Raw genomic sequence first — 15,767 nt, 5'->3', positions numbered from 1 at the left:
CGCGGGACGGCACGCGACCGGCGCCGGCGACTGGACGACACCCCGACCCGTGGGACGATGGGAGCACTGTGACGACTCCCGCCTTCACCGACCCGGCCCGCATCCGGAACTTCTGCATCATCGCCCACATCGACCACGGCAAGTCGACGCTGGCCGACCGGATGCTCGAGGTCACCGGGATCATCGAGGCGCGGCAGATGCGGGCGCAGTACCTCGACCGGATGGACATCGAGCGCGAGCGCGGCATCACCATCAAGGCGCAGAACGTGCGGCTGCCCTGGAGCCCGCGCACCGGTGAGCACGCCGGTACCGAGTACGTGCTGGACATGATCGACACCCCGGGCCACGTCGACTTCACCTACGAGGTGTCCCGTTCGCTGGCGGCGTGCGAGGGCGCCGTCCTGCTGGTCGACGCCGCCCAGGGCATCGAGGCCCAGACGCTGGCCAACCTGTACCTGGCGCTGGAGAACGACCTCGCGATCATCCCGGTGCTCAACAAGATCGACCTGCCGGCCGCGCAGCCGGAGAGGTACGCCGCCGAGATCGCGCACATCATCGGCTGCGACCCCGGCGACGTGCTGCGGGTCAGCGGCAAGACCGGTGAGGGCGTGCCGGAGCTGCTCGACGCGATCGTCGCGCAGATCCCGCCGCCGGAGGGCGACGCCGACGCCCCGGCCCGGGCGATGATCTTCGACAGCGTCTACGACATCTACCGCGGCGTCATCACCTACGTCCGGGTGGTCGACGGGCGGATCGCCAGCCGCGAGCGGATCAAGATGATGTCCACCGGCGCCACGCACGAGCTGCTGGAGATCGGCGTGATCTCACCGGAGCCGAAGCCGGTCGAGGGCCTCGGCGTCGGTGAGGTGGGCTACTTCATCACCGGGGTGAAGGACGTCCGCCAGTCCCGCGTCGGCGACACCGTCACGCTGCAGCACAAGCCGGCCGCCGAGCCGATCGGCGGCTACAGCGACCCCAAGCCCATGGTCTACTCCGGCCTCTACCCGATCGACGGCAGCGAGTACCCGCTGCTGCGGGAGGCGCTGGACAAGCTGCTGCTCAACGACGCCGCCCTGGTCTACGAGCCGGAGACCTCCGCGGCGCTGGGCTTCGGCTTCCGCGTCGGCTTCCTCGGCCTGCTGCACCTGGAGATCGTCCGGGAGCGGCTCGAGCGCGAGGCCGGCATCAGCCTCATCTCCACCGCCCCCAACGTCGTCTACCGGGTGGTCATGGAGGACGGCACCGAGCACACCGTCACCAACCCCAGCGACTGGCCGGCGGGCAAGATCGACAAGGTCTTCGAGCCGATCGTGAACGCCACGATCATCGCGCCCAGCGACTACACCGGCACGATCATGGAGCTCTGCCAGAGCCGCCGCGGGTCGCTCACGGGCATGGACTACCTCTCCGAGTCCCGGGTCGAGCTGCGCTACACCCTCCCGCTCGGCGAGATCATCTTCGACTTCTTCGACGCGCTGAAGTCGCGCACCCGCGGCTACGCCAGCCTGGACTACGCCGAGGCCGGCGAGCAGGAGTCGCAGCTGGTCAAGGTCGACATCCTCTTGCAGGGCGAGGCCGTCGACGCGTTCAGCGCGATCGTGCACAAGGACAAGGCCTACGGCTACGGCGTGATGATGGCCGGCAAGCTGCGCGAGCTGATCCCGCGGCAGCAGTTCGAGGTGCCCATCCAGGCCGCCGTCGGCTCCCGGGTCATCGCCCGCGAGACCATCCGCGCCATCCGCAAGGACGTGCTCGCCAAGTGCTACGGCGGTGACATCAGCCGCAAGCGCAAGCTGCTGGAGAAGCAGAAGGAGGGCAAGAAGCGGATGAAGATGGTCGGCCGGGTCGAGGTGCCGCAGGAGGCCTTCGTCGCCGCGCTGTCCAACGCGGACTCCGCGAAGACCGGCAAGTGAACCCGGCCGGGCAGCTGCTCGCCGTCCGCGTACCCGGTGCCGACCTGCACCGGCTGCCCGACGCGGTCCCGCCGCCGGAGTTCCTCCCGCGCGGGGACCGGCCGGAGCCGGACGCGCGGCTCGCCGCCCGCACCGCCGCCCTCGGCTGAGCGGACCGGGCGCTACTGTCCGCCCGGGATGCGGCCCGGCGGACCGGAGGGGGATCCATGCCGAAGCACCGAGGGGGCGCCGGGCTGCTGGCGCTCGCCGGCCTGGCCCTGCTCGCCGGCTGCGGGGGCGACGAGCCCGCCGTGACGGCCGAGGGGCTGCTGGAGCAGGCCCGCACCACGCTGGAGGAGACCGACAGCGTGCACTTCGTGCTCACCAGCGAGGGTGCGCCCGCGGCGGGCACCGCGCTGGTCGGCGGCGAGGGGGACATCGCCCGGCCGGCGTCCTTCTCCGGCACGCTGCAGGTCCGCACCGCCGGGACGACGCTGGACCTCCCGGTGGTCAGCGTCGACGGCACCGTCTGGGCCGAGCTGCCCTTCACCAGCGGGTTCACCGAGGTCGACCCGGCCGACTTCGGCTTCGGCGACCCCGGCACCCTGCTCGACCCCGACACCGGCATCACCCAGCTGCTCGCCGGCGCGGAGAACGCCGAGCTCAGCGAGGAGCGGCGGGTCGAGGGCACCGTGGTGCGCGAGGTGACCGCGAGCCTGCCCGGCGGCCTGGTCGAGCAGGTCCTCGCCACCCAGGACCCCCGCCGCCCGGTCGACGCACGGCTGGCCATCGACCCGGAGACCGGCGAGCTGCGCAGCGCCGAGCTGGTCGGGCCGTTCTTCACCGCCGAGGGCGAGGACGGCGTCTACACCCTCGAGCTGCGCGACTACGGGGCCGATGTCGACATCACCGCGCCGCCGACCGGCTGACCCGGTGCGCGAGCGGGCCGCCGTCCCCGGGCTGCCCCTCGTCGTCCTGGCCACGCTCGCGGTGCTCGTCACCGCCGCCGACACCTACGTCGTCGTCCTCGCGCTGCCCGACATCCTGACCGGGGTCGGCGTCGGCGTCGACGAACTGCAGCGCGCGACGCCCATCATCGGCGGTTTCCTGCTCGGCTACACCGCCACCCTGCCGCTGCTGGGCCGGCTGGCCGACCTGCGCGGGCGGACGCCGGTGCTCGTGGGCTGCCTGCTGCTGTTCGCCCTCGGCTCGCTGCTGACCGCGAGCGCCGACGGCTTGGGCGCCGCGGTCGCCGGACGCGGGCTGCAGGGCGTCGGGGCGGGCGGGCTGGTACCGGCCACGTTGGCGCTGGTCGCCGACCGCTGGCCACCCGAGCGGCGGGCCGTGCCGCTCGGGGTCGTCGGCGCGGTGCAGGAGGCCGGCGCCGTGCTCGGCCCGCTCGCCGGCGCGGCGGTGCTCGCGGTGGCCGACTGGCGGGCGATCTTCTGGCTCAACCTGCTGCTCGGCCTGGGGCTGGCGGCCGGCGCCGTCCTCACCGGCCGCGGTCGCGGGCCGGACCCCGCCGGGCTCGCCCTCGCCGCGGTCACCGCCGCCGCGCTGGGCCTGCAGCTGGCCGAGCCGGAGGCGCTGGCCGGCGACGTCACGGTCGGGCTGCTGTGGGTCCCGGTCGCCGGGCCGGCGACGCCGCTGCACGTCGTCGCCGCCGTCGCCGGGGCGGCCCTGGTCGCCCGCAGCCTCGCGGTGCCCGCGGGGGCGGTGCTGCCGCTGCGGGGGCTGCGCCGGCTGGCCGCCGAGGTGGACCTGCTGGGCTCCGCGCTGGTGGTCGTCGCGCTCGGCAGCCTCGTGTGGGCCTTCGCCGCGGCCGACCCGGCCACCGAGGTGGTGGCGCACGGCGCGGTGCTGCTGCCCGTCGCGGCGGCCGCCGCCGTCCTGTTCGTGCTGCACGAGCGGCGGGCGCCGGCGCCGGTGCTCCCGCTGCGGGCGCTGCGGCCGGCCGGGGCCTGGGGTGCGCTGCTGGTCAACCTGCTGGTCGGCGCAGCGCTGGTGGCCGCGCTCGTCGACGTCCCGCTGTTCGCGCGGGCCACCACGACCCCGGGGGACCAGCTCGGCGCCGCGCTGGTGCTCCTGCGGCTGCTCGTGGCCGTCCCGGTGGGCGCGGTCGCCGGCGGCTGGCTGTGCCGGCACGTGCCGCCCCGCGCGGTCGCGGCGGCCGGGACGGCGCTCACCGCGCTGGCGCTGGCGGCGATGACGCGCTGGGACGAGCGGTCCCTGGACGGCGGCTGGTCGACAGTCGTGCTCCTGGCCGCCGGGCTCGGGTTCGGCCTGGCCATCGCCCCGGTCACCGCGGTGCTGCTCGCGGTCACCGGGCCCGAGGTGCACGGCAGCGCCAGCGCCCTGGCCGTCGTGGCGCGCACCGTCGGCATGCTGGTCGGGCTGTCGCTGCTCACGGCGGTCGCGCTGCGCCGGTTCACCGCCGAGGTGGCGGCCATCGGCTCCCCGGTGACGCTGTGCCCGCAGACCCCGGCCGACTGCCCGGCCTACGACGCGGCGCTCGATGCCGCCGTCCTCACCCAGCTGCACACCGTGTTCGCGGGCGCGGCGGTCGCGGCGGCCCTGGCCGCGGTGTCCTCCCTGCTCCTGCTCCGGGCGCCGCAGCTCGGGAGCCGCCCGCGGCCCTGACGTCCGGCCACGGGGCCACCGGTGCACCCGCGCCGCGGGTCAGGCGACGGCGGCCTCCGTGCCGCCGGTGGCCCGGAGCAGGTGGGCGTAGGAGAGCCCGAGCATCGTCCGGTGGTCCCCGCCGCCGGCCCACAGCAGCGGGTGGCCGGCCAGGTCGGCGTCGACGACGGTGCGCAGCGGCGCCGGGTGGCCGACCGGAGCCACGCCGCCGACCTCCTGGCCGGTGGCGGCGAGCACGAACCCCGGCGTCGCCCGGCGCACCCGGCGGGCACCGACCAGGGCGGCGACCCTGCCGGTGTCCACCCGGTGGGCGCCGCTGGTGAGCACCAGCAGCGGCTCGCCGTCGGCGTCGAACACCAGGCTGTTGGCGACGGCGGCCACCGGGCAGCCGAGCGCCGCCGCGGCGGCCGCGGCCGTGGGCACCGGCTCGGGGAGGCGCCGGACCTCGACCGGCACCCCGGCCTCCCGCAGCGCGGCCAGCACCCGGTCGACCGGGCCCTCGCTCACGGGGTGAAGACGATCTTGCCCGCCGTCCGCCCCTCGAGCATGCGCTCGAAGCCCTCCCGCGCCTCCGCGAGCGGCAGCTCGACGTCGATGAGCGGGCGGACGCCGGTGACCAGGCACATCCGGACCAGCGACTCGAGCTCCTCGCGGGTGCCCATGGTGGAGCCGATCACCGACAGCTGGGTGAAGAAGACCCGGTTGAGCTCGGCGCCCGGGTTGAAACCCGTGGTGGCGCCGGAGGTGACGATGACGCCGCCGGGCTTGAGCGACTTGACGCTGTGGCCCCAGGTCGCCTCGCCGACGGTCTCCATGACGCCGTCCACCCGCTCCGGCAGCCGGGCGCCGGTCTCGAAGGCCTGCTCGGCGCCCAGCCGGAGGGCCGCCGCGCGCTTCTCCTCGCTGCGGCCGGTGACCCAGATCCGGTAGCCGGCCGCCCGGCCGAGCGCGATCAGCGCGGTGGCCACGCCGCCGCTGGCGCCCTGCACCAGCACGGTGGCGCCCGGCCGCAGCCCGGACTTCACGAACAGCATCCGGTAGGCGGTCAGCCAGGCGGTGGGCAGGCAGGCGGCCTCGGCGAAGGACAGCTCGGCCGGCTTGGGCACCAGGTTGCGCCGGGGGACGGCGACCCGCTCGGCCATCGTCCCCTGGTGCAGCTCGGAGAACAGGCTCCGCCTGGGGTCCAGCGTCTCGTCGCCGGTCCACCCGGGGCTGGCCACCACCCCGTGCACGATGACCTCGTTGCCGTCCTCGTCGAGGCCGGCGGCGTCGGTGCCGAGGACCATCGGCATCCGCTCCGCCGGCAGGCCGATCCCGCGCAGGCTGAACAGGTCGTGGTGGTTGAGGGAGACCGCCCGCACCTGGACCGTCGTCCAGCCGTCGGGTGCCTCGGGGTCGGGACGCTCGCCCACCTCCAGGACGGAGAGGGGGTCCTCCGGGGCGGGCGTCGAGACGAAGGCAGCGAGCATGCCGGGACTATGTCACTGCCACCCTCCGGGTCGCACCGCGACCGGGGCGGCGCCGGCCCGGCCGGACCCGCCGCCGGGGTCCCCGGGCGAGGGCTCCCGGTGGCGTGCCGGGGCGGGATCCCGCGCGCAGGGGGATGGGCGGGCACCCTCCCGGGCGGGACGATCCGGGGGACAGTGGCACCCGCCCCGACGGGAGACGGCGATGACCGCGCCGACACCTCAGCAGGCCCCGCTGATCGACGCCCGCAACGCCGACATGGCTGCGGCCTGGAACGGCGCGGAGGGCCAGGACTGGGCGGCGCGGGCCGACCGCTTCGACGCGGCCTCGGCGGCGTTCGACCCGGCGCTGGCCGGGGCTGCCGGCATCTCCGCGGCCGACCGGGTCCTCGACGTCGGCTGCGGGGCCGGCACCTCGACCCGCGCCGCGGCGCGCGCGGCGCCGGCCGGGCACGCGACCGGTGTCGACGTGTCGGCCCCCCTGCTGGCCGAGGCCCGCCGGCGCAGCGCGGCGGCCGGGCTGGCGAACACGACGTTCGTGTGGGCCGACGCCCAGGTGCACCCCTTCGACCCCGCGGCGTTCGACGTCGCCATCAGCCGCTTCGGCGCGATGTTCTTCGGCGACCCGGTGGCCGGCTTCGCCAACGTCGCGCGGGCCCTGCGGCCCGGCGGGCGGCTGGCGCTGCTGGCCTGGCAGCCGCTCGCCCGCAACGAGTGGCTGCTCGTCATCCGCCGGACGCTGGCCGCCGGCCGCCCGCTGCCCGAGCCCCCGAACGACGCGGCCGGGCCGTTCGGCCTGGCCGACGCGGGCCACGTGCGCCGTGTCCTCGCCGCCGCCGGGTTCGCGGCGGTCGACCTCACCGCGCTGCCGGGGGTGGTGCGGCTGGGCGCCGACGTCGGCGACGCGTTCGGGTTCGTCGCCGGGCTGGGCCCGGTCCGGGGCCTGCTCGCCGGCCTCGACGGCGACACCCGCCGGGTGGCCCTCGAGGAGCTGCGGGCGGCGCTCGCCGGGCACGAGACGCCCGACGGCGTGCTGCTGGCGGCGGCCGCCTGGCTGGTCACCGCACGACGACGGTGAGATCCCCCTGCCGCGGCACGAACTCGCCGATCACCGGCGCGCCCGGCACCTCCCCGGCCAGCAGCAGCCCCCCGGAGGTCTGCGCGTCGGCCAGCAGCAGCGCCTCGTGCTCGTCCACCGCGGCGAGGTCCACGTGCGGGCGCACCCAGTCGAGGTTGCGCCGGGTGCCGCCGGAGACGTGGCCGTCGGCCAGCGCCCGCCGCGCCCCGGCGAGGTAGGGGACGGCGGCCGCGTCGACCACCGCGGTCACCCCGCTGGCCCGCGCCATCTTGTGCAGGTGGCCGAGCAGGCCGAAGCCGGTGACGTCGGTGCCCGCGCGGATCCCGGCCGCCACCGCGGCCAGCGCGGCGTCGCGGTTGAGCGCCGTCATCGAGGCCACCGCCTCCTCGCTCACCTCGCCGGTGGCCTTCATCCGGCTGTTGAGCACGCCGACCCCCAGGGGCTTGGTCAGCGACAGCGCCGTCCCGGCGGCGGCCGCGGAGTTGGTTATCACCCGGTCGACGTCGACGACGCCGGTGACCGCCATGCCGTACTTGGGCTCGGGGTCGTCGATCGAGTGGCCGCCGCCCACGTGGCAGCCGGCCTCCTGCGCGACCTCCAGCCCGCCGCGCAGGACCTCGGCGGCGAGCTCGGCCGGCAGCACGTCGCGCGGCCAGCCGAGCAGGTTGACCGCCACCACGGGGGTGCCGCCCATCGCGTAGACGTCGGAGAGGGCGTTGGCCGCGGCGATCCGGCCGAAGGTGTGCGCGTCGTCGACGACCGGGGTGAAGAAGTCGGTGGTGAGCACCAGCCCCTGACCACCGGCGGTGCGCACGACGGCGGCGTCGTCCCCGTCGTCGAGCCCGACGACGAGTTCGGCGGCCGGGTTCCGCGGGCCGGCGGCGGTGAGCCCGGCGACGACGTCCTCCAGCTCGCCGGGCGGGATCTTGCAGGCGCACCCCCCGCCGTGCGCGTACTGCGTGAGCCGGATCCTGGCGGGCGCGGTGGTCACCGCCCCACCGTAGGCTGGGCGGTGGAGGCGTCAGGGCGCCTGGTGGCCCCCGCGGCCTCTAAAGCCGACGTGGCCGAGCAGCTCGGTCAGGCGGGTTCGATTCCCGTCCGCCTCCGCCAACCACCCGCCCGCGGGTCGGCGCCTACGCTCCGGTCGATGAGCGCCGACCCGCGGCGGCAGGTGCCCCGCACCGACTCGCTGCTCGCCGACCCGCAGCTGGTGGCCGCTGCCGACCGGCTGGGCCGGGACCTGGTGAAGGCCGCCGTCCAGGAGGTGCAGCAGCGGATCCGGCAGGGTGCGGTCGCGCCGGGGGACGCCGTCGCCGCGGTGGTGGCCGCGCTGCCCGGCACCGCGGCGTCCCTGCGGCCGGTCCTCAACGCCACCGGGGTCCTCGTGCACACCAACCTCGGCCGCGCCCCGCTGTCGGCCGCGGCGGTGGAGGCGGTGGCGGCCGCCGCCGGCACCACCGACGTCGAGCTCGACCTGGGCACCGGCCGCCGCGGCCCGCGCGGCGAGGGCGCGCTGGCCGCGCTGCTCGCGGCGGTGCCCGCGGCGGAGGCCGCGCTGGTGGTGAACAACTGCGCCGCCGCGCTGGCGCTGGTCGCCACGGCGCTGGGCGGTGAGCTGGTCATCGCCCGCGGCGAGCTGGTCGAGATCGGCGACGGCTTCCGCATCCCCGAGCTGCTCGAGGCCACCGGCGCCCGCCTGCGCGAGGTGGGGACGACGAACCGGGTCACGCTCGACGACTACCGGGACGCGGTGCACGAGGGGACCGGCGCCGCGCTCAAGGTGCACCCGTCGAACTTCGTCGTCCGCGGGTTCACCCGGTCGGTCACGGTGCGCGAGCTCGCCGGGGCGCTGCACGGCGACGGGGTGCCGCTGGTCGCCGACGTCGGCTCGGGCCTGCTGCGGCCGCACCCGGTGCTGCCCGACGAGCCGGACCTGCAGAGCACCCTGGCCGACGGCGCGGACCTCGTCCTGGCCAGCGGGGACAAGCTCCTCGGGGGCCCGCAGGCCGGGCTGGTGCTGGGCCGCGCCGACCTGGTGCAGCGGCTGCGCCGGCACCCGCTCTACCGGGCGCTGCGGGTCGACAAGACGACCCTGGCCGCGCTGGAGGCCACCCTGCGCGGGCCGCTGCCGCCGGTGCAGGAGATGCTCGCCGCCGACGAGGCCGCGCTGCGCCGCCGGGCCGAGACGCTGGCCGCGCGGCTGTCCGCGGCCGGGGTGGACGCGGTGGCGGTGGGCTCCCGGGCGCGGGTCGGCGGGGGCGGGGCGCCCGAGCAGCCGCTGCCCAGCGCCGCGGTCTCGTTGCCCCCGGGTTACGCCGAGGCGCTGCGCCGGGGCACGCCCCCGGTCGTCGGCCACGTCGCCGGCGACCGCACGCTGCTCGACCTGCGCAGCGTGCCGCCCGCGGCCGACGACTGCCTGGCCGCCGCCGTGCTGGGGGTGGCCCGGTGGGCGTGAGCGGGCCCGGCATGGACGTCATCGCCACCGCCGGCCACGTCGACCACGGCAAGTCCACGCTGGTGCGGGCGCTCACGGGCATGGAGCCCGACCGGTGGGAGGAGGAGCGCCGCCGGGGGCTGACCATCGACCTCGGTTTCGCCTGGACGACGCTGCCCTCGGGTCGCCGGCTGGCGGTGGTCGACGTCCCCGGGCACGAGCGGTTCGTCGGCAACATGCTCGCCGGGGTCGGCTCGGTCCCGGCGGCGCTGGTGGTGGTCGCCGCGGACGACGGCTGGTCGGCGCAGACGGCCGAGCACGTCGCCGTCCTCGACGCCCTCGGCGTGCGGCACGCGCTGCTGGCGGTCACCAAGGCCGACCTGGCCGATCCCGCGCCGGTGCTGGCCGACGCGCGGGAGCGGCTGGCCGCGACCAGGATGGGGGAGGTCCCCGGGGTGGCGGTCAGCGCGGCCACCGGCCGGGGCGTCCCGGAGGTCGCGGCGGCCCTGGAGGGCCTCCTGGCCGGCCTGCCCGCACCCGACCGCGCCGCGCCGGTCCGGCTGTGGGTGGACCGGGCCTTCCCGATCCGCGGCGCCGGCACCGTGGTCACCGGCACGCTGGCCGCCGGCCGGGTCGCCGCCGGGGACCGGCTGCTCCTGGGGGACCGGGAGGTGGCCGTCCGCGGTGTCCAGTCGCTGGGGGAGCCGGTCGACCGCGCCGAGGCGACCGCCCGCGTGGCCCTGAACCTGCGCGGCGTGGCGGTCGAGGACCTCGCCCGCGGGAGCGCGCTGCTCACCCCCGGGGCCTTCCGCGCCACCTCCGACGCCGACGTCCTGCTGGCCGGGGGCGGATGGGGGTCGGCGGACGACGCGCGGCTGCCGGCCGAGGTGGTGGTGCACGTGGGCTCGGCCGCCGTGGCGGCCCGGACCCGCCCGCTGGACGGCGCGGCGGTGCGGCTGCGGCTGGCCGGCCCGCTGCCGCTGCGCGTGGGGGACCGGCTGCTGCTGCGCGACCCCGGTGCCCGCCGGGTGGTCGGCGCCGACGTGCGCGACGTCGACCCGCCCGAGCTGCGCCGCCGCGGGGCCGCGCGGGCTCGTGCCGCGGAGCTCTCCGCCCGGCCGGGCGGGGCAGCGGGGGCGGCGGCCGAGCTGGCCCGGCGCCGCGTCGTCCGCACCGCCGACTTCACCGCGATGGGCTGGCCGGTGCCGGAGGGCGCCGCGCAGGTCGGGCCGTGGCTGCTCGCCCCCGGCCTGCCCGACGAGCTCGCGACCGCCCTGCCGGACGTGGTGACCCGCTACCGGCGGTTGCGCCCGCTGGAGCCCGGCCCGCCGGTGGCCGTGGTGCAGCGCGCGCTGGAGCTGCCCGCCCCCGAGCTGGTCCCGGTCGCGGTCCGGCCCCCGCTGGCCCTGCGGGAGGGCCGGGTCGTGGCGGCCACCGCCGGGCTTCCGCCCGAGGTGCAGGCCGCGGTCGACGGCATCCGGGCCCGGCTGGCCGCCGACCCGTTCGCCGCCCCCGAGGCCGGGGACCTGGCCGCCGCCGGGCTGGGCCCTCGGGAGCTGGCCGCCGCGGTCCGCGACGGGCAGCTGGTGCGCATCTCCGAGGGCGTCTACCTGGCGCCGGGGGTCGAGGCGGTGGCCCGGGAGCGGCTGGTCGGCGTCCCCGCACCGTTCACGCTCAGCCAGGCCCGCGCGGCCTGGGGCACCACGCGGCGGGTCGCCGTCCCGCTCATGGAGTGGCTCGACGCCCGCGGCGTCACCCAGCGGTTGCCGGACAGCACGCGCCGGCTGCGGTAGTGCGGGCGGCCGCGGCCGGCCCGTGGTGTCGGGTCCGGCCACCTACGTCTCTGAGTGCCATGGCACTCAGAGACGGAGGACGGGTGGGGGCACCGGCTCAGGTGCGCTCCCGGCGGTCAGGCCCCCGGGACCGCCCTGCCCGGCGCCTGGACGCGGTCGCTGCGGGGCTGACCGGCTCCGGGGTCACGGGGTGACGACGACCTTGCCCCGCCCCGCGCCCCGGCCGTCGTAGGCCGCGGCGGCACCGGCCAGCGGGACGCGGTCGGTCACCGGGACCCGCAGCCGCCCCGCGGCCACCAGCCGGGCGAGCCGGGCGAGGTCGGCCGGCCGGGCCCGGGTGCGCACCGCGGCGAAACGGGGACGGCCGCCCCGCCGGGCCGCGTCGGGCAGCGCGTGCAGCACGTCCGGGGAGAGCGGGTTCGTGCTCACCAGGACGCCGTCCGCGGTCAGGTGCGGACGGACCTCGGCGAAGCGGAGGACCGCGGGGGTGTCCAGGACGACGTCCCACCGCTCCCCGTCCCCCGGCAGGGGGCCGTCGTCCCGGTCGGCGACCTCGTCGACGCCGAGGTCCCGCAGCCACGCGAGGTCCCCGCGCCGGGCGACGGCGGTGACGTGCGCGCCGGCCAGCCCGGCCAGCTGGACCGCGTAGGACCCGATGCCGCCGGCCGCGCCGACGACGAGGACCCGGGGGGACCGGCGGGTGTGCACGGCCGCGGCGCCGTGCAGGGCCTGCAGCGCGGTGAGGCCGGCGAGCGGGAGGGCGCCGGCGTCCGCCGGCTCGACCGTCGGGGGCAGCAGCGCGACCCGCGATTGCGGGACCACCACCTCGTCGGCCTGGCCGCCGCCGCCGTGGTCGAGCAGCCCGAGCACGCGGTCCCCGGGTTCGAACGAGGTCACGGCCGGGCCGCAGGCCGCGACCTCGCCGGCGACGTCGAAGCCGAGGGTGAGCGGGCCGCGCAGGGCGGTGACGGGCACGGCGCCCCGGACGAGCCGGAGGTCGGTGCCGTTGATGCTCGAGGCGGAGACCCGGACGAGCAGCCGGTCGCCGGCGGGGGCGCCGGGAGCGGGGACCTCGTCGAGGCGCACCTCGCGGGCGCGCACCCCGTGCAGGCGGACCGCCCTCACGTCGTGGACCCCGCAACCCCCACCGGCACCGCGGCTCCTCTCCCGGTCCGGCCGCCCGCCGTCAGGGCACCCAGCGGGCCGGGCGCTTCTCGCGGAAGGCGGCGATGCCCTCCTGCCCCTCCTCGGAGGCGAAGAACCGCGCCGAGGTCGCGAGCAGCTCGTCGAAGGACCCGCGCAGCCCGCCGGCCCGCAGCAGCCGCTTGGTCTCGGCCAGCGCGGCCGGCGCGCCCGCCGCCAGCGCGCGGGTCTGGGCCTCGACGGCCTCGTCCACCGCGTCCCCGGCGACGACCCGGTCGACCAGCCCCCCGGCCAGCGCCTCCGCGGCCTCGAAGACCTCCCCGGTCAGCATCAGCCGGTGCGCCACGTGCGGCACCATCCGCGGCAGGACGACCGCCGAGATGACCGCCGGCACGATCCCGAGGCGGACCTCGGAGAACGCGAACGTCGCCGACTCGGCCGCGACCACCACGTCGCAGGCGGCCAGCAGCCCGACCCCGCCGGCGCGGGCCGGTCCGCGGACGGCGGCGACCACCGGCTTGGGCGCCCGCCACACCGTCTCCAGGATCTCCGGGAACTCGTGCACGCCCTGGTCCTCGGCGGCACCCCCGGCGGCCTCGGAGAGGTCCATCCCCGAGCAGAACACCCGGCCGGTGTGGTCGAGGACCACCACCCGCACCGCGTCGTCGGCCAGCGCGTCGGCCAGCGCCGCGCGCAGCCGGGCCCGCATCGCCCGCGAGAGCGCGTTGCGGTTGGCGGGGGAGTCCAGCGTCAGCGTCGCCACCCCGTGCGAGACGGTCACCTGCAGCACCCGGTCGTCGTCGGCCACGGGAGGGATCCTGCCCGGCCTCCCGCCGGCGCGGCACACTGGGAGCAGATGAGCACCACCCTGCCCCTCACGGACCCGCCCGCGCGGGCCTTCGAGCTCCCCGTCACCGCCCGCGCCGGCCTGGCCGGCACCCCGTTCGGGCTCTACGTGCACGTGCCGTTCTGCGCCACCCGCTGCGGCTACTGCGACTTCAACACCTACACCGCCGAGGAGCTCGGACCCGGCGCCGCCCGCGCCGAGTACGCGGGCACGGTGCTGGCCGAGCTGCGCCAGGCCGCCGACCTGCTGGGGCCCGACCGGCCTCCGGTCTCGACCGTCTTCGTCGGCGGGGGCACCCCGACGCTCCTGCCGGCCGACGACCTGGCCGCCGTCCTCGACGGCATCCGCGCGCTGTTCCCCGTCGCCGACGACGTCGAGGTCACCACCGAGGCCAACCCCGAGACGGTCACCCCCGCGGGCCTGGCCCGGCTGCGCGCGGCCGGGTTCACCCGGATCAGCCTGGGCATGCAGTCGGCCGCCGAGCACGTGCTCGCCGTCCTCGACCGCCGGCACACCCCCGGCCGGGCGGTCGAGGCCGCCCGGGAGGCCCGCGGGGCCGGCTTCGAGCACGTCAACCTCGACCTGATCTACGGCACGCCGGGGGAGACCGACGCCGACTGGGCGGCCTCGCTCGACGCCGTCCTCGCCGCCCCGGTCGACCACGTCAGCGCCTACTCGCTCATCGTCGAGCCGGGCACCCGCCTGGCCCGGCGCGTGGCCCGGGGCGAGCTGCCGATGCCGGACGACGACGTCCTCGCCGACCGCTACGAACAGGCCGACGCCACCCTCCGGGGCGCCGGCTTCGACTGGTACGAGGTCTCCAACTGGGCCCGCTCGGAGGCCGCCCGCTGCCGGCACAACGAGCTGTACTGGGCCAACGCCAACTGGTGGGGGATCGGCCCGGGCGCGCACAGCCACGTCGGCGGGCTGCGCTGGTGGAACGTCAAGCACCCGGCCGCCCACGCCGGCCGGCTGCTGCGCGGGGAGAGCCCGGTGCAGGACAGCGAGCTGCTCGACGACGCCGACCGCGCCCTGGAGACGGTGATGCTCGGGCTGCGGTTGCGCGAGGGGCTGCCGCTGACCGCGCTGTCGGCGGCCGGGCGGCTGCGGGCCGCCGGGGCGGTGGCCCGCGGGTTGCTCGACCCGGCGGCGCACGAGGGCGGCCGGGCGGTGCTCACCGACCGGGGCCGGCTGCTCGCCGACGCCGTCGTCCGGGAGCTCACCGACTGAGCGAGGGCCACCCTGCCCCGTGAAGGACCCCGTCCCCCTCACCCCTCGCGGGCCGGGGGCGAGCCCCGGACGGGGCCGTGGTGGCTCGGCGCGGGTCCGTGCGGGAGGCCGCTCCGAGCGTGGAACGATCGGCCGGTGGAGCTGCTGTCGGTCGGCGAGGTGGCTGCCCGGCTCGGCGTCTCCCCGTCGGCGGTGCGCATGTGGGGCACCCGCTACGGGCTGGTGGCCTCCGCCCGGTCGGCGGGCGGGCACCGCCGCTACACCCCCGAGGACGTCGCGCTGCTGCAGGCCGTCCACGAGGCCGTGCTCTCCGGCACCGACCCCGCCGCGGCGGCCGCGGCCGCCCGGGGCCTCGGGCAGGCGGCCGACGACGAGCGGCGGAACGGGCGGCGCCGCGCGGGCGCCGGCGGCGCCGGCCTGGCCGTCCCCGGCGCGGGCCGGGGGGCACGGGGCCTGGCCCGGGCCGCCGCCCGGCTGGACGAGATGCGGGCCGAGGACGCCGTCCTCGCCGCCCTGCGCGCCTCCGGCACGCTCGCCGCCTGGGACGAGGTCGTCCGCATCTTCGACAACTTCCGCGAGAGCTACCCACCGGGTGAGACGATCGACAGCCCGCACGTCCTCTCGAACGTCGCGTTCAACGAGGTCTACCGGTACGTCGACTGGCTGCTCACCGTCCCGCCGCTGCTGATCGAGACGGTCGCCGTGATGGCCCTCGCCAAGAGCGACGCCCGCCGGCTGCTGTGGAAGCTCGTCCCCGCGTCGGCGCTGATGATCGTCCTCGGCTACCCGGGTGAGATCACGACCGAGGTCGGGCCGCGGCTGCTCTGGGGCACGCTGTCGACGATCCCGTTCATCTACCTGCTGTGGGTGCTCTTCGTCGAGCTGACCAGGTCCATCGACCGGCAGCCGCCCCAGGTGCAGCACACGATCCGGATGCTGCGGCTGGCCCTCGTCGGGCTGTGGGGCGTCTACCCGATCGCCTACCTGCTCCCGCTGCTCGGCGGCGACTTCTTCGGCGGTGCCGACGGCTTCGTCCTCCGGCAGGCCGGGTACGGCATCGCCGACATCCTGGCGAAGGCCGCCTACGGCCTGGCCATCTACAAGGTCGCCCGGGTGAAGAGCGCCCTCGAGGACCCGGCCTATGACGACGACCACGCCGCACCGGGGCCGGGCGACGGCAGCGCCGCCCGGCCTGCGGCGGGACGTCCGGCCGTTCGCCGGCCGGCAGATCGACTCCCGGGAGT

Annotated in this window: 14 protein-coding genes and 1 tRNA gene; 10 read left to right on the top strand and 5 right to left on the bottom strand. The window is 77.4% G+C overall.

The features are described 5' to 3' along the window. Window positions 1-68: 68 nt before the first annotated feature. From lepA to ACI8AC_RS02015, 4 genes are read left to right on the top strand one after another with little or no spacing between them, the layout of a single operon-like run. The gene (lepA, locus tag ACI8AC_RS02030) at window positions 69-1,913 is read left to right on the top strand and encodes a translation elongation factor 4 (protein ID WP_456894691.1); all 1,845 of its coding nucleotides are present in this window, start codon (window positions 69-71) and stop codon (window positions 1,911-1,913) included. Then, the gene (locus ACI8AC_RS02025; protein ID WP_456894689.1) at window positions 1,910-2,062 is read left to right on the top strand and encodes a hypothetical protein; all 153 of its coding nucleotides are present in this window, start codon (window positions 1,910-1,912) and stop codon (window positions 2,060-2,062) included. The genes lepA and ACI8AC_RS02025 overlap by 4 nt, the downstream gene beginning before the upstream one ends. Window positions 2,063-2,119: 57 nt before the next feature. After that, the gene (locus ACI8AC_RS02020) at window positions 2,120-2,821 is read left to right on the top strand and encodes an LppX_LprAFG lipoprotein (protein WP_456894687.1); all 702 of its coding nucleotides are present in this window, start codon (window positions 2,120-2,122) and stop codon (window positions 2,819-2,821) included. A 4-nt stretch (window positions 2,822-2,825) separates the two neighbouring features. Beyond that, window positions 2,826-4,532, top strand: a complete 1,707-nt coding sequence (locus ACI8AC_RS02015; RefSeq protein WP_456894686.1) for an MFS transporter — start codon at window positions 2,826-2,828, stop codon at window positions 4,530-4,532. A 39-nt stretch (window positions 4,533-4,571) separates the two neighbouring features. On the opposite strand, the gene ACI8AC_RS02010 is transcribed toward ACI8AC_RS02015, so the two are convergent. Both ACI8AC_RS02010 and ACI8AC_RS02005 read right to left on the bottom strand, forming a co-directional pair. Beyond that, the gene (locus tag ACI8AC_RS02010; RefSeq protein WP_456894684.1) at window positions 4,572-5,039 is read right to left on the bottom strand and encodes an aminoacyl-tRNA deacylase; all 468 of its coding nucleotides are present in this window, start codon (window positions 5,037-5,039) and stop codon (window positions 4,572-4,574) included. Next, window positions 5,036-6,001, bottom strand: a complete 966-nt coding sequence (locus tag ACI8AC_RS02005) for a zinc-binding dehydrogenase (RefSeq protein WP_456894683.1) — start codon at window positions 5,999-6,001, stop codon at window positions 5,036-5,038. The genes ACI8AC_RS02010 and ACI8AC_RS02005 overlap by 4 nt, the downstream gene beginning before the upstream one ends. A gap of 202 nt (window positions 6,002-6,203) precedes the next feature. Between ACI8AC_RS02005 and ACI8AC_RS02000 the strand changes: the two genes are divergently transcribed. Next, window positions 6,204-7,076 (top strand): class I SAM-dependent methyltransferase, encoded by an 873-nt coding sequence (locus ACI8AC_RS02000; protein WP_456894681.1) that lies wholly within the window; start codon window positions 6,204-6,206, stop codon window positions 7,074-7,076. Here ACI8AC_RS02000 and selD read toward each other — a convergent pair. Then, window positions 7,057-8,067, bottom strand: a complete 1,011-nt coding sequence (gene selD, locus ACI8AC_RS01995; RefSeq protein WP_456894679.1) for a selenide, water dikinase SelD — start codon at window positions 8,065-8,067, stop codon at window positions 7,057-7,059. The genes ACI8AC_RS02000 and selD overlap by 20 nt on opposite strands. Window positions 8,068-8,090: 23 nt before the next feature. Between selD and ACI8AC_RS01990 the strand changes: the two genes are divergently transcribed. The 3 genes from ACI8AC_RS01990 to selB all read left to right on the top strand — a co-directional run bounded on the left by ACI8AC_RS01990 (window position 8,091) and on the right by selB (window position 11,303). Next, a tRNA-OTHER gene (locus ACI8AC_RS01990) sits at window positions 8,091-8,186 on the top strand. Window positions 8,187-8,223: 37 nt separating this feature from the next. Further along, window positions 8,224-9,531, top strand: coding sequence for an L-seryl-tRNA(Sec) selenium transferase (gene selA, locus ACI8AC_RS01985; RefSeq protein ID WP_456894677.1), 1,308 nt, complete (start codon window positions 8,224-8,226; stop codon window positions 9,529-9,531). Beyond that, a complete protein-coding gene (gene selB, locus ACI8AC_RS01980) occupies window positions 9,528-11,303 on the top strand; it encodes a selenocysteine-specific translation elongation factor (RefSeq protein ID WP_456894676.1) in 1,776 nt (591 codons plus the stop codon). Before selA ends, selB begins: the two co-directional genes overlap by 4 nt. Before the next feature lie 183 nt (window positions 11,304-11,486). On the opposite strand, the gene ACI8AC_RS01975 is transcribed toward selB, so the two are convergent. Then, a complete protein-coding gene (locus ACI8AC_RS01975; protein ID WP_456894674.1) occupies window positions 11,487-12,428 on the bottom strand; it encodes an NAD(P)-dependent alcohol dehydrogenase in 942 nt (313 codons plus the stop codon). A gap of 61 nt (window positions 12,429-12,489) precedes the next feature. Continuing rightward, the gene (locus tag ACI8AC_RS01970; protein WP_456894672.1) at window positions 12,490-13,254 is read right to left on the bottom strand and encodes an enoyl-CoA hydratase-related protein; all 765 of its coding nucleotides are present in this window, start codon (window positions 13,252-13,254) and stop codon (window positions 12,490-12,492) included. A gap of 48 nt (window positions 13,255-13,302) precedes the next feature. On the opposite strand from ACI8AC_RS01970, the gene hemW reads away from it, so the two are divergent. Then, window positions 13,303-14,523 carry a radical SAM family heme chaperone HemW gene (gene hemW, locus ACI8AC_RS01965; protein ID WP_456894670.1) on the top strand — a complete coding sequence of 407 codons (1,221 nt, stop codon included), beginning with the start codon at window positions 13,303-13,305 and terminating at the stop codon, window positions 14,521-14,523. Window positions 14,524-14,658: 135 nt separating this feature from the next. Further along, window positions 14,659-15,767 (top strand): bacteriorhodopsin (locus ACI8AC_RS01960; RefSeq protein ID WP_456894669.1); only part of this gene is annotated, 1,109 nt, incomplete at its 3' end.

The organism is Geodermatophilus sp. SYSU D00758, from assembly GCF_054049955.1.
This window is presented reverse-complemented; position numbering and strand designations above follow the sequence as displayed.